This is a genomic window from Zoogloea oleivorans (genome assembly GCF_008107625.1).
Lineage (GTDB): Bacteria > Pseudomonadota > Gammaproteobacteria > Burkholderiales > Rhodocyclaceae > Zoogloea > Zoogloea oleivorans.
In genome coordinates, this window is record NZ_SDKK01000015.1 from 130,797 (window position 1) to 149,951 (window position 19,155).

General features: G+C 67.3%; 19 protein-coding genes. 8 read left to right on the forward strand and 11 right to left on the reverse strand.

Annotated features, from left to right (window positions below):
- The 7 genes from ETQ85_RS26985 to ETQ85_RS16445 form a co-directional block, all read right to left on the reverse strand.
- The coding region (locus ETQ85_RS26985) for an MFS transporter (protein WP_246128791.1) at positions 1 to 298 on the reverse strand (298 nt) is incomplete at its 3' end.
- The gene (locus ETQ85_RS16420) at positions 295 to 846 is read right to left on the reverse strand and encodes a chalcone isomerase family protein (protein ID WP_246128792.1); all 552 of its coding nucleotides are present in this window, start codon (positions 844 to 846) and stop codon (positions 295 to 297) included. The genes ETQ85_RS16420 and ETQ85_RS26985, both read right to left, overlap by 4 nt.
- Positions 830 to 2,059, reverse strand: a complete 1,230-nt coding sequence (locus tag ETQ85_RS16425) for an SAM-dependent methyltransferase (RefSeq protein WP_148580159.1) — start codon at positions 2,057 to 2,059, stop codon at positions 830 to 832. Before ETQ85_RS16425 ends, ETQ85_RS16420 begins: the two co-directional genes overlap by 17 nt.
- Entirely contained in the window at positions 2,056 to 2,829 is a 774-nt protein-coding gene (locus tag ETQ85_RS16430) for a DUF1365 domain-containing protein (RefSeq protein WP_148580160.1), read from the reverse strand. The genes ETQ85_RS16425 and ETQ85_RS16430 overlap by 4 nt, the downstream gene beginning before the upstream one ends.
- Positions 2,829 to 4,169, reverse strand: a complete 1,341-nt coding sequence (locus ETQ85_RS16435) for an NAD(P)/FAD-dependent oxidoreductase (protein ID WP_148580161.1) — start codon at positions 4,167 to 4,169, stop codon at positions 2,829 to 2,831. The genes ETQ85_RS16430 and ETQ85_RS16435 overlap by 1 nt, the downstream gene beginning before the upstream one ends.
- A gap of 24 nt (positions 4,170 to 4,193) precedes the next feature.
- Positions 4,194 to 4,994 carry a GTP cyclohydrolase FolE2 gene (gene folE2 / locus ETQ85_RS16440; protein ID WP_148580162.1) on the reverse strand — a complete coding sequence of 267 codons (801 nt, stop codon included), beginning with the start codon at positions 4,992 to 4,994 and terminating at the stop codon, positions 4,194 to 4,196.
- Between the two features lie 45 nt (positions 4,995 to 5,039).
- Positions 5,040 to 5,606, reverse strand: a complete 567-nt coding sequence (locus tag ETQ85_RS16445) for a glutathione peroxidase (RefSeq protein WP_148580163.1) — start codon at positions 5,604 to 5,606, stop codon at positions 5,040 to 5,042.
- Between the two features lie 308 nt (positions 5,607 to 5,914).
- Between ETQ85_RS16445 and ETQ85_RS16450 the strand changes: the two genes are divergently transcribed.
- Positions 5,915 to 6,856, forward strand: coding sequence for a MerR family transcriptional regulator (locus tag ETQ85_RS16450; protein ID WP_148580164.1), 942 nt, complete (start codon positions 5,915 to 5,917; stop codon positions 6,854 to 6,856).
- Here ETQ85_RS16450 and gluQRS read toward each other — a convergent pair.
- Positions 6,847 to 7,776, reverse strand: coding sequence for a tRNA glutamyl-Q(34) synthetase GluQRS (gluQRS, locus tag ETQ85_RS16455; protein ID WP_148580165.1), 930 nt, complete (start codon positions 7,774 to 7,776; stop codon positions 6,847 to 6,849). The two genes, ETQ85_RS16450 and gluQRS, sit on opposite strands and share 10 nt — an antisense overlap.
- Before the next feature lie 245 nt (positions 7,777 to 8,021).
- Here gluQRS and ETQ85_RS16460 point away from each other — a divergent pair, with 245 nt between their 5' ends.
- Both ETQ85_RS16460 and fdhD read left to right on the forward strand, forming a co-directional pair.
- Positions 8,022 to 9,902 (forward strand): diguanylate cyclase domain-containing protein, encoded by a 1,881-nt coding sequence (locus ETQ85_RS16460; protein WP_148580166.1) that lies wholly within the window; start codon positions 8,022 to 8,024, stop codon positions 9,900 to 9,902.
- An 81-nt stretch (positions 9,903 to 9,983) separates the two neighbouring features.
- Positions 9,984 to 10,847 carry a formate dehydrogenase accessory sulfurtransferase FdhD gene (gene fdhD, locus ETQ85_RS16465; protein WP_148580167.1) on the forward strand — a complete coding sequence of 288 codons (864 nt, stop codon included), beginning with the start codon at positions 9,984 to 9,986 and terminating at the stop codon, positions 10,845 to 10,847.
- A 9-nt stretch (positions 10,848 to 10,856) separates the two neighbouring features.
- Here fdhD and ETQ85_RS16470 read toward each other — a convergent pair whose 3' ends face one another.
- The 3 genes from ETQ85_RS16470 to ETQ85_RS16480 are packed head-to-tail and all read right to left on the reverse strand — an operon-like array spanning position 10,857 to position 13,258.
- On the reverse strand, positions 10,857 to 11,723 hold the full coding sequence (locus tag ETQ85_RS16470; RefSeq protein WP_148580168.1) for a spermine/spermidine synthase domain-containing protein: 867 nt from the start codon (positions 11,721 to 11,723) through the stop codon (positions 10,857 to 10,859).
- Positions 11,724 to 11,780: 57 nt separating this feature from the next.
- The gene (gene mobA / locus ETQ85_RS16475; protein ID WP_148580169.1) at positions 11,781 to 12,371 is read right to left on the reverse strand and encodes a molybdenum cofactor guanylyltransferase MobA; all 591 of its coding nucleotides are present in this window, start codon (positions 12,369 to 12,371) and stop codon (positions 11,781 to 11,783) included.
- A complete protein-coding gene (locus ETQ85_RS16480; RefSeq protein ID WP_148580170.1) occupies positions 12,368 to 13,258 on the reverse strand; it encodes a formate dehydrogenase accessory sulfurtransferase FdhD in 891 nt (296 codons plus the stop codon). The genes mobA and ETQ85_RS16480 overlap by 4 nt, the downstream gene beginning before the upstream one ends.
- A 90-nt stretch (positions 13,259 to 13,348) precedes the next feature.
- Between ETQ85_RS16480 and ETQ85_RS16485 the strand changes: the two genes are divergently transcribed.
- From ETQ85_RS16485 to ETQ85_RS16505, 5 genes are all read left to right on the forward strand, one after another.
- Positions 13,349 to 13,861: a DUF3305 domain-containing protein gene (locus ETQ85_RS16485; RefSeq protein ID WP_148580171.1), complete on the forward strand. Its 513-nt coding sequence runs from the start codon at positions 13,349 to 13,351 to the stop codon at positions 13,859 to 13,861.
- Complete coding sequence (locus ETQ85_RS16490; RefSeq protein ID WP_148580172.1) at positions 13,842 to 14,408, forward strand: DUF3306 domain-containing protein; 567 nt, start codon at positions 13,842 to 13,844, stop codon at positions 14,406 to 14,408. The genes ETQ85_RS16485 and ETQ85_RS16490 overlap by 20 nt, the downstream gene beginning before the upstream one ends.
- Positions 14,409 to 14,458: 50 nt before the next feature.
- Complete coding sequence (locus tag ETQ85_RS16495; RefSeq protein ID WP_148580173.1) at positions 14,459 to 15,844, forward strand: sigma-54-dependent transcriptional regulator; 1,386 nt, start codon at positions 14,459 to 14,461, stop codon at positions 15,842 to 15,844.
- Between the two features lie 2 nt (positions 15,845 to 15,846).
- Positions 15,847 to 17,922 carry a sensor histidine kinase gene (locus tag ETQ85_RS16500; RefSeq protein WP_148580174.1) on the forward strand — a complete coding sequence of 692 codons (2,076 nt, stop codon included), beginning with the start codon at positions 15,847 to 15,849 and terminating at the stop codon, positions 17,920 to 17,922.
- A 191-nt stretch (positions 17,923 to 18,113) separates the two neighbouring features.
- Positions 18,114 to 19,155, forward strand: a 1,042-nt coding sequence (locus ETQ85_RS16505) for a ferredoxin family protein (protein WP_187394738.1), incomplete at its 3' end; no start/stop codon positions are given.

Consider the following 19,155-nt stretch of genomic DNA (forward strand, 5'->3'; position numbering starts at 1 on the left):
CGGCCGGCGGCGCCAGCAGGCCGACGAGGCCGACGGCCAGCACCGGCAGGGCCAGGGCAATCAGGCGGCGGCGGGTCAGAAAACGGTCCGACGCCCAGCCGATCAAGGGATCGGCGATGGCATCGGCGATGCGCGTCGCCAGCAGAATGGCCCCCACCAGCGACAGGCTCAGGCCGAGTTCGTTGGCATACAGGGCTGGCACATGCACGTAGATCGGCAGCGCCGCAAAGGCCAGCGGCAGGCCGAGCACGCCGTAGCGCAGCACGCCGGCCGTCGGCAGTGCCGCCGCTGAACTCATGACGCCTGCCCGAGCAGGCGCGCGCGCAAGGCCGGCACGCGGGTGCGGCTGTCCAGCCAGATGGCAAAGAAAGCCCGGGCGAAGGCCGGATCGGCCACCTCGCCGGACAAGCGCCCCTGATGATAGAAAAGCGCGCCACGCCCCGGCATGTGCACGCCGACGATGGTTTCGCCGGCCGCCACGTCGGGGAAGACCTGCTCCAGCGACAGCTTCCAGCGCGCCAGGCGAGCTTCGTCGGCACCACCCAGACGGCGCATTTCGTCGAGGCTGGTGGACACCAGCAGCGCGCGCGAGAAGCTGCGGGAATAGGTCAGCGCCAGCGCGAAGGGAAGATCCTCCCGGTAGCCCTGCGCCGTCACCCACAGGCTGGCGTCGTACAGGTGCAGGCCGATGAAGCGCGCCTCGCCCGTGCCCAGCGCCTGCCAGTTGGGCGCCAGGGCCTTGACCGGGTCGGGCAGCGCTGCCGTCGCCGGCCAGCCCGTCAGCAGCACCGCGGCCAGCAACAGGGCCCGCGACAGGCGCCCGCCCCGTTCAGACGGCGTCGGCATGGCGGAAGTGAAACTGGTGCACATCCACGCTGCCAGCCCGGAAGCCGGCCTCGCAGTAAGCCAGGTAGAAGCGCCACAGGCGGATGAAACGTTCGTCGTAACCGAGCGCCTTTACCTGCGGCAAGGCGGCCTCGAAACCCTGCCGCCAGCGCACCAGGGTTTCGGCATAGTCGAGGCCGAAGGCGATGTCGTCCGCCACCGCCAGCCCGACCTGCCCGGCCTTCTTGTGCACCACAGCCGGGCTCGGCAGCATGCCGCCAGGAAACACGTAACGCTGGATGAAATCAGTGCCCTTGCGATACGACGCAAACAGCTCATCGGCGATGGTGATGCTCTGCACCAGCGCGCTGCCGCCGGGCTTCAGGCGTGCCTTCAACTGGGCAAAGTAGCCCGGCCAGAAGCCCTCGCCCACCGCTTCGAGCATCTCGATGGAAACAATGTGGTCGTAGCTGCCGCGTACGTCCCGGTAGTCGCACAACTCGAAGTTGGCCTTGTCGGCCCAGCCACCCCGCTCGGCCCGCTCCCGCGCCCACGCCAGTTGTTCCTTAGACAGGGTCAGGCCGAGCACCCGGCAGCCGAACTCCTGCGTCGCCATCTCGGCAAAACCGCCCCAGCCGCAGCCGATCTCGAGAATCAACTGGCCCGGCTGGGCGTCGATCTGCTGCAGGATGCGACGGTATTTGCGGCCTTGTGCGGCCTCCAGGCTGTCATCCGGCCCGAGTTGCAGGGCGCTCGAGTAAGTCATCGACGGGTCGAGCCACAGGCGGTAGAAATCGTTGCCAAGATCGTAGTGGGCCTCGATGTTGCGCTTCGAGCCGGCACGGGTGTTGGCCCGCAGCAGGTGGGTCAGGCGATGTCCGATAAGGCGCCAGACACGGCCGTGAATGGCGCGCTGCAGGCCGTCACGGTTCCTTGCCAGCAAGGTCAGCAGCGCCGGCAGGTCATTGGTGTGCCAGTCGCCGGCCATCCAGGTTTCGGCAAAACCGATGTCACCCTTGGCGAGGATCTCGTCGAAAACGTTTTCGTCGTCGGTGCTCAGGTGGGCCACGCAGGGGCCATGCCCGACGCGACGCGACAGACCGCCCGGCAGATTCACATCAATGGCGCCGCCTTCGAGGCTGTCGAGCAGGCCGAGGACCAGCCGGGTTCCGCGCTTGAGGCGGGCAGCCTGCCCGGGAATGCCGCTGACTAAGGATTGGTCGAGCCGGTTCATGACGAGATCTCCTCGGTGGGCGGATGGGGTTTGCGGAAAAAGGGGACGCGCTTGATGGCCAGGCGCAGGGCTTGCCAGTGAATGCGGGCCACGACGCCGAAGGTCATCAGCGGCAGGCGTGCCAGCCAGTGCAGCAAGGCGCCACCGGTCAGCGGCTGTTCGCGGCCGGACAGATGGGTGGCAAGCTGGCAGCGCCCGTCTTCCCAGTAGTCGATGACGGTCGTGACCACCGTGCCTTGGCGGGCAAAGCGGAAGCGATACTCACCGCGCACCGGGAAGAAGGGCGAGACGTGGAAGACCTTGCAGGCAGTGAGCTCGTCACCCGCCAGAATCGGCCGCCGATCCGGGTGGGCGACCAGGTAATTGTGATGTTCGCCGAAGGTGTTGCTGACTTCGGCCAGCACCGCGCGCAGCGCGCCGCTACGGTCGTGGCAGAACCAGAAGCTGACCGGGTTGAACAGGAAGCCGAACATCCGCGGCATGGTCTGCAGCACGATTTCGCCGTCAATGCCCGCCATTCCGTACTGCGCCAGCAAACCGCGCATCCACGGCAGCAGCGGCGAACCGTCCCGCGCGCCGTGGTCACGCGTGCGCACCGAAAAGACATTGGGCCGGTCGATGCCGAGCAGTGGCACACGCAAGCCCTCCATCGCCGACAACGGGATGCGCAGGGTTGCCAACGGGTAGGTGAAGCGGTTGTGGGCCGGCTGCGTACGCTCGTGCAGGACAGCCCCCACGCACACGCTCGGGGCGAAGAGGGGCGCAGCCATCAGGCGGCCACTTCCTGCCGGCGCAGGCCACCCTGCCACGGGGCGCTGACACCGAAGGCATTGGCCACCACCAGCGCCGACTTGAGCCCGTCCTCATGAAAACCGTAGCCCGTCCATGCGCCGGCAAACCAGCTGCAGCGCTGGCCCTGCAGCGCCGGCAAGCGGGCCTGGGCGTCGATGGCGGCCTGGTCGAACACCGGGTGGGCGTAGGTGAAGTGGTCCAGCACACTGCCCGCTGCCGGTTCGGCCAGCGGGTTCAGGGACAGCACAACCGGTGTTGTCACGGGCAGCGGCTGGAGACGGTTGAGCAGGTAGGACACCGACACCGGCATCTCGCCCGGTGCGCCATGGCCGGCCAGGTAGTTCCAGGCCGACCAGACCTTGCGACGACGCGGCAGCAGGCGCGTGTCGGTGTGCAACCAGGCTTCGTTGTCCTGGTATTTGACGGCGCCGAGCACCGCCCGCTCGTCGTCAGTGGCGCCCGCCCCGAGAATGCGCAGGGTCTGATCCGGGTGGCAGGCAAAAACGATCTCGTCGAAGTGCTCGACGCCGCGGCGGGTTTGCACCTGCACGCCGGTGTTGCCATCCCGCACAACGCCGAGTACGGGCGTCGAGCGCCGCACTTCGCCGATACCGGCGATCAGCTGACGCACATAGGTGCGCGCCCCATTTTTGACGGTGTACCACTGGGGCCGATTGAGGATTTTAAGCAGGCCGTGGTTGTGGCAGAAGCGCACGAAGGTGGCCAGCGGGTAAGCCATCATCGTGCGCGTCGGGCAACTCCAGATGGCCGCGGCCATCGGAATCAGGTACCAGTCGCGAAAGGCGTGGCCATAGCCGTGGGTGGCCAGGTAATCGCCCAGCGCCAGATCCGGAATGTTGCCGCTGTGCGCCATGCGCGTGGTTTCGCGGTTGAAGCGCCGGATGTCGGCGAGCATGCCCCAGAAAGCCGGCCGGGCCAGGTTGGAACGCTGGGCGAAGAGGCTGCCCAGATCGCTGCCGGCCCATTCCAGCTCCGGCGTGCTCAGACTGACGCCGAAGGACATCTCGCTCTCGACGGTTTCGACGCCGAGCAGGCTGAACAGCGCGCACAGGTTCGGGTAGGTGTTGCGATTGAACACGAGGAAGCCCGTATCCACCGGAAACACCTGGCCATCTACCTCGATATCCACCGTGTTGGTGTGCCCGCCGGAATAGTCGGCAGCCTCGAAAAGCACGACTTCGTACTCGCGACTGAGCAGCCAGGCACTGGCCAGGCCGGCAATGCCGGCACCGACGACGGCAACACGTTTCCCTGCCGGCCTGCCCGAGAGCAGCCGGTCTTCATTTCCACGGTCCATGGAGAGCGTCCTAGAGGTGATCCATCAGGCGTTGCGGCCTTCGATGAGGGCGTACGCCGAGTGGTTGTGAATCGACTCGAAGTTCTCGGATTCGACAGTCCAGGCCGCGATCCGGCGATCTGCGCGCAGGCGCAGGGCCACGTCGCGGACGAGGTCCTCGACGAACTTCGGGTTGTCGTAGGCACGCTCGGTGACCCACTTCTCATCCGGCCGCTTGAGCAGGCCGAAGACTTCGCAGGACGCCTCTTCCTCGGCGATGCGCACCAGCGCTTCGAGGCTCAGGTCTTCACGCAACACGGCGGAGAGGGTCAGGTGGGAGCGCTGGTTGTGGGCGCCGTAGGCCGAAATCTTCTTTGAGCAGGGGCACAGGCTGGTCACCGGCACCACCACCTTGAGGGTGACTTCCGCCTCGCGACCAAAGGCCTTGTCGACGCTGATCGTGGCGTCCATGTCGAGCAGGCTGTCGACGCCCGACACCGGTGCCTGCTTGCGCATGAAGAACGGAAAGCGCATTTCGATACGCCCGGCCGGCGCACCGAGGTGAATCAGAGTCTCGGCAATCATGCTGCGCAGGCCGACCAGATCGAGGGGCGCCCGATCCGCCTCCAGCACTTCGACGAAGCGCGACATGTGGGTGCCCTTGACCTCCGGCGGCAGGAAAACCGTCATCTCGAAGGTGGCGACGCTGTGCTGCACCTGTCCGGACGCATCGAGAAAGCACAGCGGATAGCGCAGGCCACGCACACCGACCCGCTGAATGGCGAGTTCGCGCAGGTCTTCGGATGCCTGGATGTCGGGGAGCTGCAGTTTCTCGGGCGCGTTCACGGCGTTTCTCCTGTCAGGGCCGGGGATGGCGGTTTTATGGTTTTTTTACGGACGCTCGGCGAGCGCCTTTTCGACGGCATTCACAAAGGTCTTGCTGTCGGGTGCGGTGGTGCTCGGGAAACTGGAAACCTTCTGGCCACTGCGGTCGATCAGGTACTTGTGGAAATTCCACTTGGGCTTCTCGCCGGTGATCGAGGCCAGCTGCTTGTAGAGCGGATTGGTGCCCGAACCGACCACGTCCGACTTGGCCAGCATCGGAAACTTGACCCCGTAGGTCAGGCGGCAGAACTCGGCGATTTCCTTGTTGCTGCCCGGCTCCTGGCTGCCGAAGTCATTGGACGGAAAGCCGACCACCACCAGGCCCTGCTCCTTGTACTTGGCGTACATCTTCTCAAGGCCTTCGTACTGGCCGGTAAAGCCGCAGAAACTGGCGGTATTGACCACCAGCACGACCTTGCCGCGGTACTGGCACAGGGACTGGGGCGTGTCGTCCTGCAGCTTCGGGAAGGTGTAATTGAGCAGTGCCGGGCAGGCTTCGGCGGCAGCCTGGGCGGCCGTCGCACCCAGCCCAAGCAAAATGGCGACGGCGACAGATCGAAAATATCGGGTCATGGGGAGCTCTCGTTTCACGAACCGGCGTTCTGATGCAGGAACATCATTACGTCCAGGTCCTGGGGTTGGACAGAGGCCGGCTGTGTTTCCGCGGCCGGCTCTTCAATAGACCATGCATGGGGAGCTGTAGTTCTCGCCATGTTCTGGATTCCAAAGGCGATTCCGCCCAGTACAAGGGCAGTGAGAAAGAGCGCCGAGGGCTTTTCAACAGTCCGGGTATCCATAGTATTTGTCCTAGACAATTACGGTTCGTGTTCATACAATAGGGTCAAAAAAAAGACCTGTCAACCATTTATCCAGGACAAACCATGAACACACCCACTCTTGCCCCCGCCGGCTTGCCGATTGCTGCCGTCGAGCGCGATACCGGCCTGGCCAAGGACACCCTGCGGGTCTGGGAGCGACGTTACGGTTTTCCGTTGCCCGTCCGCGACAGCCATGGCGAACGGGTCTACTCGCCGGAGCAGGTGGACAAACTGCGCCTGATCCGACGCCTCATCGATCAGGGCCTGCGCCCGGCCAAACTGATCGGACTCGATCCCCAGGCCCTCGGGCAGATGCTCGACGAACTGGGCGGCCCACGGGCCGACGACGACCCGGAACGCACCGCCCACTTCCAGGCCATCCTCAAGTTCGTACGCCTGCACCTGCATGAAGACCTGCGCCGCACGCTGCAACAGTCGCTGATGAAGACCGGCCTGCAGCAGTTCGTCACCGGAGTCGTCGCGCCGCTCAATCACGTAGTCGGCGACGCCTGGCTGCGGGGCGAACTGGAAGTAGCGGAAGAACATCTCTACACGGAGCAGGTACAGAACATCCTGCGCACAGCCATCAGCACCCAAACCAGCACCACCCGCGAGCGGCCGATAGTGATGCTGACCACCTTTCCCGACGAACAGCACGCCCTGGGTTTGTTGATGGTGGAAGCGATGATCGCGCCGGAGGGCGCCTGTTGCGTGTCACTAGGCATCCAGACTCCGCTGGAAGACATCCGGGCCGCCGCCACGGCCGGCCGTTTCGACATCATTGCGGTATCGTTCAGCGGCGCTTACCCGGCTCGTCTGGCCATTGAAGGCCTGCGCAGCCTGCGTACGGCGCTACCCGAAACAATCGCCCTGTGGGCAGGTGGAGCCGGCCTGCGCGGAGCCGAGCGCAAACTGCCCGGCGTCAAGGTCTTCAAAACCCTCGAAGAAGTCCCCGCCGCCCTGCACGCATGGCGGCGGGACGCCGAAGCCACGCTTCAACCGTAGGTCGCCACCGGAATCACCCGCCGCTGCGGCACGCGGGCGAGCAGCCAGTTCGCCCGCGCCCAGGCCCACACCGCGGCCAGACCGGACTCCGCCAGCCCGACGGGTGGCGCCTGGCCTAAAAAGTCGAGGGCATCGACCAGCACCCGGGCCGGGTCGGCATCGTCCACAGCGCGGGCCAGGGTCTGCTTGGAAAGCTTCTCGCCAGCGGCATTGCTGGCCACCGGCAGGTGTGCGTAGGCCGGCGTCGGGTAGCCCAGCAGGCGCTGGAGCAGGATCTGACGGGCCGTCGAATCGAGCAGGTCGGCCCCCCGCACCACCTCGGTCACGCCCGCCTCGGCGTCATCCACCACTACCGCCAGCTGGTAGGCAAACAGGCCATCGGCGCGCAGCAGGACAAAGTCGCCCACATCGGCGCCCACATCCTCTTCGATCTCTCCCTGCACGCCATCCTCGACAGTGACCCGCCCTGGTGGAACGCGCAGCCGCCAGGCCCGCGCCTCGCGGCCGGGGGGCAAGCCGTCGCGGCAGGTGCCCGGATAGCGTCGGGTGCCGTCCCGGGCCAGCGCCGAGTCGGCCATTTCCTTGCGCGTGCAGGCGCAGCCGAAGACCCGGCCTTCAGCCTGCAGGCGGGCAAAGGCCTCCCGGTAGGCTGCCGTGCGGGTGCTCTGCCAGACCACCGGACCGTCCCACTCGAAACCGAAGCGTTCCAGCGTATGCAAAATGCCCTCGGCGGCACCGGCCACCGTGCGCGGCGTATCCACATCCTCGATGCGCAGCAGCCAGCGGCCACTCTGGCGGCGGGCCGACAGACAGCTTCCGAGAGCCGCCACCAGAGAGCCGAAATGCAGCGGCCCGCTCGGCGAAGGCGCAAAGCGCCCCACCACCAGCGCCCCCCCGGCACCCTCCCAGTCACTTTTCATGGGTTTTTCGAATCCCGGCAAAAAGATACAACATTTTATAAATCATGCATTTACTTCACAAAGCAGACATGGCTATGCCTTTTGGCATATTCCACTAAACACGATGCCCCCCGATAATCCGGGTAAATGTTGTGGCAGCACCTTTTTAGAGATTGTCGCAGCCATCGGCTGTCGCGTGGAACGCCACTGTCCCCTTCGCCCCGACGACACTCTCACACCGGAACCGACGCGCCGACGACGTCCGCATGAAGCTTGCCAGTCCCCCCCTCCTTCGCCACGATTCGCTGCGCTCAAGCACCGCGGCCTGCGAAAACGCGCTCATTCCGCGCACCTACGCTTATCGTATCCAGATCATCGGGCAACTGATCTGCATCCTCACGGTTATCGCCCTGTGGCCCCACGTGGCCCTGCCCCTGCAACTCGGCGTGTGGTGGCTCGGCATGACCGTCGCCCAGATGCTCCTGACGAGCCTCGTCCGGCCAAGCCGGAATCATGGCACCCACGACCCGCTGGACGAACTGTCCCTGCGCCACTACCTGTCCTCTGCCAGCGCAGTCATCGGCGGTGCCGCCTGGGGCTCGCTGCCGCTGGTCGGGCCCTACGATGCGGCAGCCCCGGCGCAGATGATCCTTTTCATGGTCCTCGGCGGCATTACCCTGGCGGGCGCCGGCATTCTCTCCAACAGTCGCAGCGCCTACGCCATCTTCGTCTCGGCCACCCTGCTGCCCCTGTTTATCCTGACCCTTGTCAATCCACCGGCTGCGCTCCCCCATGCCAGCGTCTGGCTGACACTCTTCGTCCTGTTCGCCTTCACGCTCAACGACATCCTGTACACCAGCCGTCAGGCCTCGGGGTTGTCGTGGAAGGGCGATGCCGAACTGGTGATGACCCAGCAAACCATGCTCGACCACAGCAGTGAAGCCATCATCCTGTCCCGGCGCCTCCGCATCCTGCGCAGCAACCAGCGCTTCGCCGCAATGATGCACGATGGACACGTCCCCCTTCCCGGCAGTCGCCTGGAAACCTGGTTCGAGCACCGCAACGACTGGAAAAAACACGCCAGAGCTGCCAGCAACGCCTTTCGGCGCGGCGACACCTACCGCGAAGCCACCCGCCTGCGCCGCCGCGACGGCAGTGTCTTCTGGGCCGAGATATCCGGTGAAGCGGTCACCCCCGGCAGCGCGCCCCTGCACGTCGTGTGGGTCATCTCCGACATCACCGAACGCATGAACGCGACCGCCCGGGCAGCCCTCGCCGGCGAGCAACTGCACGCATTGATCGGGCAGAGCGCCGACTGGTACTGGCAGACCGATGCGCAGCATCGACTGATGCAGGTCACCCGCCACTCCGCAGAATCGAACGACCCTCTCCAGCACAACATCGGTCGCAACTGGTGGCAACTCCACCGCCTCGGCGAGGGCGCGCGGACCGAACAGGCCGCCGTTCGCCAGCGCTTCGAAGATCGCCAGGGCTTCCGCAACCTGATGGTCGAGGTGCGGGACGGCAGTTGTGCCCCCTTATGGCTCAACATCTGCGGAACGCCCCGGGTCAATGAGCACGGCAGCTTCCTCGGCCACCACGGCATCGCCACCGACGTCACCGAACAGGTGCGTGGCCGCGAACGCGTACATCACCTCGCCTACCACGACACCCTGACCGGCCTGCCCAACCGCCGCCTGCTCACCGACCGGCTGAGCCAGGCCATCGCCCGGGCCCAGCGCTATCGCGAACGGGTCGGCGTGATCCTGGTAGACCTGGACAACTTCAAGCGCATCAACGACCTGGGTGGTCATGCCGCCGGCGACCGGGTGCTCCTTGACACCGCCGACCGCCTGCGCAGTTGCATCCGCTCCTGCGACACCGTAGCCCGCCTGAGCGGCGATGCCTTCGTGGTCCTGCTGGCCGAACTGGACCTTCCTTCCGACGCCGACCAGGTCGCTGGCAAGATTCTCCACACCCTGCATCAGCCTCTCGAAGGCATGGCGCTGCGGACGCCGCTGAGTACCAGCATCGGCATCGCCATCTTCCCCGAGGACGCCAACTCGGCCAACAGCCTGCTGGAAGTGGCCGACGCCCGCATGTACCGGGCCAAGCGACGCGGCGGACAACGCATCGAACACGTCTGACCCTGCTGCGCCCAGCCCTGACGACCGCCGTTACAATGGGCAGATGATCCGCACGCCAGCCCCCGGGCGCCGCCCACGCCCATGAACGACGAATCCTGCCGCCTGCCGGCCGCCACCGCCTTTGACGAACACGCCTGGCCGACCACACGCCAGACGCCGGTGCTGCGCCTCGATGGCGATGCCGCCAGGGCCTGCCTCGACGACGTGGTCGAAGAGGTGCCGGTGGCCCTGGTGTACAACGGCATTTCCCACGCCGTGCTGCTCGCCACCCCCTCCGACCTCGAAGACCTGGCCCTCGGCTTCAGCCTCAGCGAAGGCATCCTGGCCAGCCGCGGCGAACTCTACGACAGCGAAGCGGTGGCGCGCAGCAGCGGCATCGAGATCCGCATGGAAGTCGCCACCAGCCGCTTCGTGGCCCTCAAGGAGCGGCGCCGCAACCTGGCCGGGCGCACCGGCTGCGGGCTGTGCGGCGTCGAAAGCCTCGACGCCCTCGCCCGCCCGCTCGAAGCGGTGCCGGCCGCCGAGCCGATTCCCGTTGCGGCAGTGGCCGCCGGCCTGGCCGAACTGCCCGACTGGCAACAGTTGCGCCGCACCACCGGCGCCGTGCATGCCGCCGCATGGATCGGCCGCGATGGCCACATCCGCGCGCTGCGCGAAGACGTCGGCCGCCACAACGCGCTCGACAAGCTCCTCGGCCATCTGGCCCGCAACAAGGTGGCGCCAACCGACGGCTTCGTGCTGGTATCCAGCCGGGCCAGCTATGAAATGGTGCAGAAAGTGGCAGCGCTGGGCATCGGCTGCCTCGTCGCGGTGTCGGCGCCCACTGCGCTGGCAATCCGCCTCGCCGAATCGTCCGGCGTCAGCCTGGCCGGCTTCGCGCGGGACCAGCGCATGGTGGTCTATGCCGGCGAAACCGGCTTCGCGCGGAACAAGCCAGCGCCGTAAAAGCCCCGCCTACAGGTAGCGCAGCCGCCGGCTGCGCTCCAGGCGTTCGGCAAACTTCGGAAAATCCAGCCCGGTGCGGGCCCGCAAGGCCTTGGCCTGGTTGGCGATCTCGCGCCAGCGGGGGTCGAAGCCGGGCGCCCGGAAGGCCAGCACGATATCGTTGCCGTCCGGCAGCATGATGCTCAGCACCCGGTCATCGAAAACGTCGGCGATCATCGCCAGATGCTCGATCCGGTCGTTCTTTTCGCCAGCCAGGTTGGCCACCATCACGCCGCGTCCGGCCAGCGCGTCGTAAACCGTCTGGTAGAAATGCGTGGAGCTCACCGAGCCCGACAAACCATGCCGGTCGAAGGCATCCATCATGATCACGTCCGGCTTGTCCTCGGCCTGCCCGCTGCGGATCACCTCATCCGCCCCGTCGCCCTCGATGACCAGCAGGCGCGCGTCGTCCCGCGGCAGCTCGAACTCGTCGCGAAAGGCGATCACCCGCGGGTCGATCTCCACCACGCTGATGCGCGCCGAACCCACATGCCGGTAGCAGAACTTGGCCAGCGAACCGCCGCCTAGGCCGAGCATCAGGATGTTTTTGGGGCGATGCAGAAAGAGCAGGAAGCTCATCATCGCCTGGGTGTAATCCAGCTCCAGCCGGAAAGGGTCCTTCAGGCTCATGCTGCTCTGGATCAGCGAGAGCGAAAAATGCAGGGTCCGCGTGGCGCCGTCATCGATCACAAAGGGCTTGTCGTAAGCCCCGGACACCACCTGGCGCAACACCCAGTCGGTGTCGCAGTCGGGCGACTCGAGCAGGCGGATGGTGTCGGAATCGGAGAAAAAGGGGCTCGGCAGGACGAGGATGGACGGCGATGCGACTGGGGGCACAACGGACTCGGCTTTCGTTCAGGATGACGCGAGGCCGGATTGTACGTCCCCGCCCCGCTAGTCCGGCGCGTGGCGAGCCAGCTCATCCGGCGTGTTGATGTTCGAGAAGGCCTCCGGGCAGTCGGAAAAATCCACCACCACGTGCTGCTCGCCGAGCACCCAGCGGTCGATCTTGCGGCCACCCTCCTCCAGATAGCATGCCAGCGCAGCCCCCGCCCGCCGGTGGGCGAGCAGGAAGACCGGCTCATACTGACCGAGGGCGCTAGCCATCGCCACATCGACGCCGGCCGCCAGCGCCGCGTCGAGCATGCGCGCCGCCAGATCGAGGGGCAAAAAGGGCGAATCGCAGGGGCAGGTGAGCACCCATTCGCCCGCGTCGGCATCGCCGTTGAGGGCCGCATCCAGCCCGGCCAGCGGCCCGACAAAGCCACCCAGCCGGTCGGCCAGCACCGGCAAGCCAAAGCCCGCGTAAACGTCGGCATTGCGGTTGGCGTTGATCAGCACGCGGCCCACCTGAGGCTGCAGGCGCGCCAGCACGTGCGCCACCATCGGCCGGCCGGCCAGTTCGACGAGGCCCTTATCCACGCCGCCCATGCGGCTACCCAGCCCGCCGGCGAGAATCAGTCCGCTTACCGTTTCGCGTTTCATGGGGTGCTCCGTGTAATCCGTTGCGGGTGGGAATAAACCAGGTGCCGGCCCACCCGGGCGCGGCAAATCAGGGTGATGCCGAGGCGCTCGGCCAGCATCAGGCCCATGCGGGTCAGGCCCGAGCGCGACACCAGGAAGGGCACGCCGAGCTGGGCCGCCTTCATGACCATTTCCGACGTGAGACGGCCGGTGGTGTAGAAAATCTTGTCGGCACCGATCTCCTCGTCCAGCCACATCAGGCCCGAGATGCTGTCCACCGCGTTGTGCCGGCCAACGTCTTCCACGTGATAGAGCAGCGGCGCCTCGGCCTCGTTGCGCAGCAGCGCGCAACCATGCACCGAGCCGGACAGCTTGTAGATGGTGTCGAGGGCGAGGATGCGGCCGAGGGCCAGGTCGAGGGTCGCCACATCCAGCGTCAGCGACGTGCTCACCGGCGCCAGATCGGCCAGCCAGTCGCCGAACATCGTGCCCTGGCCGCAGCCGGTGGTGACGGTACGGCGGGCCATGCGCGCCGCCGGGTCGTGGGCCGCGGGGTCGCGGGTGACGATGGCGCACGAGTTGGTCGCCCAATCCACATGCACGGCTTCCAGGTCGGTCAGCGCGCCGATCAGGTTCTGGGTGCGCAAATAGCCCATCACCAGCGCCTCGGGGGCCTGGCCGAGAGTCATCAGGGTGACCAGTTCGCGGCGGTCGAGGTAGAGGGTCAGCGCATGTTCGCCCGGCACGTGCACATCCCGCGGCAGGCCTTCGTGGTCGATCACCCGGGCCGTGGTGGTGGCCGCCCGGCGGGCGCGGGTGAGCGACAGCTGCGGCGCCTCCGGCCCGTTGCCGAGGGGAACGCGGAAAATCTCGACCGGGTCGAAATCGGCTTCAAAGGAGTCGGGCATGCGGGGGATAATCCTGACGATTCACGATGCGGCCCGAACGCGGGCCGCCGGAAGCTTACCTTCGATCCCGGATCTTGAGGAGCACGCAGCATGTCGCAGCCCGAACCCGCCCTCCCCGCCGACGCCGCGCCGAGCCTGACCGTCTGGTACGGCCGCATCCCGGTGGACGGCAATCGCTGGATCGACCACCGCTGGGAAATCGTCGGCCTCGAACTCGACGCCGCCGCCCCGCAAACCTCGGCCGACGGTCAGCGCGTACCCCGCGCCAGCCCGCCGCTGCAACTCCATGGCGACGAAGCCGAGGGCTACCTGCTCAACCTGACCGCCAGCGAGCCGTCCCTCTTCGTGCTGGTGCGCACCGCCGAGGACGACGGCAATCCGGCCGAAGCCGGCCCGCCGCGCATCGCCGCCATCAGCGCCAGCTTCCATGAAGCAGCCCGCTGGATCGACGGCGGTGAAACCGTCGAGCGCCTGCCCCTGCCCGCCACCTGGGCCGAGGCCATCGAAGCCTACGCCCGCTCGCGCCTCAAGCCCCCCGAAGAAAAGCGCCCCAAGCGCCGCTACGCCGAAGCCGGAGACAAGCATGAGCGACCGGGACACTAAGGCCGACACGCCGCCGGAAAACAGCGCCGGCTTCCTGCAACGCTGGTCGCGCCGCAAGCACTCGGTGGCCGACGGCGCCGTGCTGCCCGAACCCGCGGCGCCGGCCCCCGTCGTCGACGCCCCGCCGCCGACGCTGCCCGACCCCACCGCCCTCGATTTCAGCGCCGATTTCAGCGCCTACCTGCAGGCCCGCGTGCCGGCCGAACTCAAGCGCCAGGCCATGCAGCGGCTGTTTGCCGACCCGGTCTTCAATCAGATGGACGGCCTCGACATCTATATCGACGACTACAACCTGATCCCCGACCTGCCGCCCGCCGAAGCCGCACTGCTGCAACACGCCCGGGAAGTGCTCTTCCCGACCGAAGGCAAGCCGCTGCTAAACGAAGCCGGCCTGCCGGCCTACGCCACCGAACCGGCCGAAACGCTCGAAGCCGCCCCGCCCGCCGACGCGACGGCGATCACGACCGACAGCACCACGCCCCCCCTCGCCGCAGCCGATGCCACCGCACCCGCCGCCGACCCGCTGGGCAGCCCCGGGCACCCGTGATTTAATCCGCCGCCGATCCACCGCTGACACACCACGAAGGCTCCACCGTCATGGGCGACGCCGCACCCGCAAGCACCGCAACCTCCACCGACCCCGCCAAGGCCGCCTGGGCCAACCACGCCGTACTGGTGGTGGATGACGAAGCCGGCATGCGCAGCTTTCTCGAGCGGGCGCTGGTCAACCGGGGCTGCACCGTGGCCGTCGCCGGCTCGGCCGAAGAAGGCGCGACCCACCTCGCCGTGCGCCATTTCGACCTCATCGTCCTCGACATCTCCCTGCCCGGAAAGTCCGGGCTGGCCTGGCTCCACGAACTGCGCGACAGCGGCTTTGCCGGCGAGGTGATCCTCATCACCGCCTTCGCCGACATGGAAACCGCCATCGACGCCCTGCGCGCCGGCGCCTCCGACTTCATCCTCAAGCCCTTCCGCCTCGACCAGCTTCTCAACGCCCTGCAACGCTGTTTCGAGCGCGCCCGTCTGGCCACCGAAAACTACGTGTTGCGCCGCCAGGTGGCCGACCTGGCCGGCGGTGTGGACGGGCTGGTCGGGCGCTCCGCCGCCATCCAGAACCTCGGCACACTGATCCGCCGCATCGCCCCGCTGCCGTCCACGGTGCTGATCCTCGGCGAATCCGGCGTCGGCAAGGAAGTCGCGGCCCGCGCCCTGCACCAGATGAGCCTGCGCGCCGAGCGCCCCTTCGTGCCGGTCAACTGCGCCGCCATCTCGGCCGAGCTGATCGAAAGCGAACTCTTCGGCCACACCAAGGGCGCCTTCACCGGTGCCCGCGAGAACCACAAGGGCCTGTTTTTCTACGCCAACGGCGGCACCCTCTTTCTCGACGAAATCGGCGAGCTGCCACTGATGCTGCAGACCAAGCTGCTGCGGGCCCTCGAAGAACGCTGCATCCGGCCGGTCGGCGCCTCCCGCGAGCTGCCGGTGGACGTGCGCGTGATCGCCGCCACCAACCGCGACCTGCGCAGCGAAGTCGCCGAGGGGCGCTTCCGGCAAGACCTGTTCTACCGCCTCGACGTCATGAGCCTCGAGATCCCGGCCCTGCGCCAGCGCCCGGAAGACGTGCCGGTGCTGGCCGCCCACTTCAACAGCCTGCTGGCCCTGCGCCTCGGTCTGCCACCGCTGGCCATCACCCCGGCGGTGGCCGCCCGCCTGTCGGCCTACGCCTGGCCTGGCAACGTGCGCGAGCTGCGCAACCTGGTCGAACGTTCGCTGATCCTCGGCAGCTTTCCGGCCGAAGACGCGGCTGGCGGCCCGCTGGGCGGCGAATCCCTGCCCCTGTCCCTTGCCGAAGTCGAAAAGCGCCACATCCTGGCCGTGCTCGAACGCTGCGAGGGCAAACGCCTCAACGCCGCCCAGCTCCTCGGCGTGTCGCGCAAAACCCTCGACCGCAAGTGCGCCGAATGGGGCGAAAACGCCGGGTGAGCATGCCGTCCATCCTGGCCTGGCCACGCCGCCTCGCCGACCGCTTCGCGGGTTCGGTGCGCGCCAAGCTGCTGGCCCTGGTCCTCGCCCCGCTGTGTCTCGGCGTGCCGGTACTGCTCGGCCTGGTATGGACTTGGGGCGATGAGGCCTACCACCGCCTGCTCAGCTTCAAGATCGATTCCGACCTGGTCAGCGCCCACGAGTATTTCGACCGGGTCAAACAGGGCATCAGCCACGACCTGCAAGCCCAGGCCGGCTCCGCCCGGCTGGTGGCGCGCCTGCCCGCCAGCGACCCGGCGCGTCTCGGCCCGGTGCTGGCGGCCATGGCCGCAACCAGCGGGCTGGACTACCTGCTCCTGCTCGACCGGGACGGCCACGCCATCGCCGGCTCCCCCGCCAGCGCCCTGCCGAAAGCCTCCCGCGAAAACTGGCCGGCCGTTGCAAGCGCCATCGCCGGCAGCGCCCGCAGCACCGTCGAAGTATTCTCCCCCGAGGCCCTCGCCAGCATCGACCCGGCCCTGCGCCGACGCGCCTACCTGCCCCTGCTGGCCACCCCCGCCGCCGCCCCGGACGCCCGCAGCCTCGAAGAGCGCGGCCTGATGATCCACGCCGCCGCCCCGGTCTTCAACGAGCACGGCCTGCTCATCGGCGTACTCGAGGGCGGCGTGCTGCTCAACGGCAACCTGGGCATCGTCGACCGCATCAACGCCATCGTTTACCGCGAAGGCTCGCTGCCCCTCGACAGCCGCGGCACCTCGACGCTGTTTCTCGGCGACACCCGCATCGCCACCAACGTGCGCCTCTTCGAGGGCGAACGGGCCCTCGGCACCCGCGTTTCGGCGGCGGTGCGCAAGCAGGTGCTCGAAGAAGGCCGCACCTGGCGCGACCTCGCCTTCGTCGTCAGCGACTACTACGTGTCGGGCTACGAGCCCATCCTCGACAGCCACGGCGAGCGCGTCGGCATGCTCTACGTGGGCTTCCTGGAGGCGCCCTTCCGTGCCGCCAAGGAGCAGGCGATGAGTACCCTGTTCCTCATTTTCGTGGTCGTCTCGGCCATCGGCAGCATGCTCTCGCTGCGCTGGGCGCGCAGCGTGTTCCGCCCCATCGAGCGCATGAACAGCGTCATCCAGCGCGTCGAAGGCGGCGAACCTGGGGCCCGCGTCGGCCCGGTTGCCAGCCGCGACGAAATCGGCCGCCTGGCCGTCGAGTTCGATCACCTTCTCGACACCCAGGTCGCCCGTCAGGAAGAACTGCGCCGCTGGGCCGACGAGCTGGACGGCAAGGTTGCCGAGCGCACCGCCGAACTTGCCGCCACCAACGCCAGCCTGCGCGAGGCCCAGCAGCAACTGGTGATGAGCGACAAGCTCGCCGCCATCGGCGAGCTGACCGCCGGCGTGGCCCATGAGATCAACAACCCGGTGGCGGTGATCCAGGGCAACCTCGACGTGCTCGCCGACACCCTCGGCGAGGCCGCCCGCCCGGTGCGCGAGGAGATCCGCCTGATTCACCAGCAGGCCGACCGCATCCGCCAGATCGTCACCCGCCTGCTCCAGTTTGCGCGGCCGGGCGACTTTGCCGGCTACATGGAAAGCGTGAATGTGAACGAGGTGATCAACGACTGCCTGGTGCTCACCCGCCACAACCTCGACCATCGCAACATTACGCTGGAACGCCACCTCGACGCCGAATCACGCGTGGAGATCAATCGCGGCGAGCTGCAGCAGGTGCTCATCAACCTCATCGTCAATGCCACCCAGGCCATGCCCGACGGTGGTCGCCTGAGCCTGCTGTCGGCCGACTGGACGGAGCCCGCCCAGGGCACCGGCGTGCGCATCACCGTGCGCGACAGCGGCCAGGGCATCGCCCCGCAAGACCTCGAACGGATCTTCGACCCCTTCTTCACCACCAAGAAAGGCAAGGGCACCGGCCTTGGCCTGTCGATCAGCCGCACCCTGATACAGCGCTACGGCGGGCGCATCAGCGCCGCCAGCCTGCCCGGCGAAGGCGCCGAGTTCATCCTGTGGCTGCGCTGCACGCCCGAATTCGAAGCCCATCGTTCGCACAAGCCCGCAGCCTGAAAATCCACCTCACCAAGGGACATTCTGTCCCGCGCAAACCACCCCGCAGGGACAAAATGTCCCGCCGCACTATCCTCTGAATCCGAAAAACCCTTCAACAACAAGGGTCGATGCATCAGGCACATTTCCTGCCATGGAAACCATGGGCCTTGCGGCCGGTGGCTATCCATAAAAACGACGGAGGAGATGTTTTGGATTTTGCAGAATCGGGTTCCACACAGCCCTCGAAGGGGACGATCCTGTGCCGTTGCCAGGGGCGCGTTTCCGACGCCGCCGCCGACGGCCTGCCGCCCGAACTGGCCGCTGACGTAACCCGCGTCGACAGCCTGTGCGGCAGCACCGGCCTCGCCCAGCTGGCCCGTTTCAGCGCCAACACGGATGCACCCCTCAGCATCGGCTGCCATCGCGAAGCCCCGCGCCTCGAAGCAGCCGCCGCCGAAGGCACGCCGCTGCGCTTCTTCCCCGCCCGCGAATACGCCACCGGTGGCACGGCAGCCAGCCCGCGTCTGGCCGCCCTGATCGCCATGGCCCGGCTGCCCGATCCGCCGCCGGTCGAATCGGTGGCCTACAGCAGCCACGGCCGCCTCGCCATCCTGGGTGCCGGCCCGCTCGCCCTGGCCTGGGCCGAGCGCCTCCACGGCAGGGCCGACGGACAGATCGCCGTCACTGTTTTTGCCGAAGACGAAGACCCGCTGCCGGCCAGCTCGCCACGCCGCGTTGCCGTCCAGCGCGCCCGTCAGGTGGCGGTGGATGGCTGGCTCGGCGCCTTCGAAGTCTCCTGGACGCCGGCCAACCCGGTGGACGCCAGCCTGTGCACCGGCTGCAACGCCTGCCTCGAAGCGTGCACCAGCGACGCCATCGTGCGTGACGGGGTCGCCGCTTACGTGGACCTTGCCCGCTGCAACGACAAGCGGCGCTGCGTCGAAGTGTGCAAGGCCGGCGCCATCGACTTCCGCCAGGCCCCGCGCACCGCCGCCTTCGACCTGGTGCTCGACCTGGGCAACACGCCGCGCCTGGCCATGGTCCACCCGCCCCAGGGCTACTTCGCCACCGGCAGCGACAGCCTGGCCATCGGCGACGCCGCCCTCGCCCTCATCGAACTGGTCGGCGATTTCGACAAGCCCCGTTACTTCGACTACAAGCGCAGCGTGTGCGCCCACTCGCGCAACCGCATCGAAGGCTGCTCGCGCTGCATCGACACCTGCTCCACCTCGGCCATCAGCGCCGACGGTG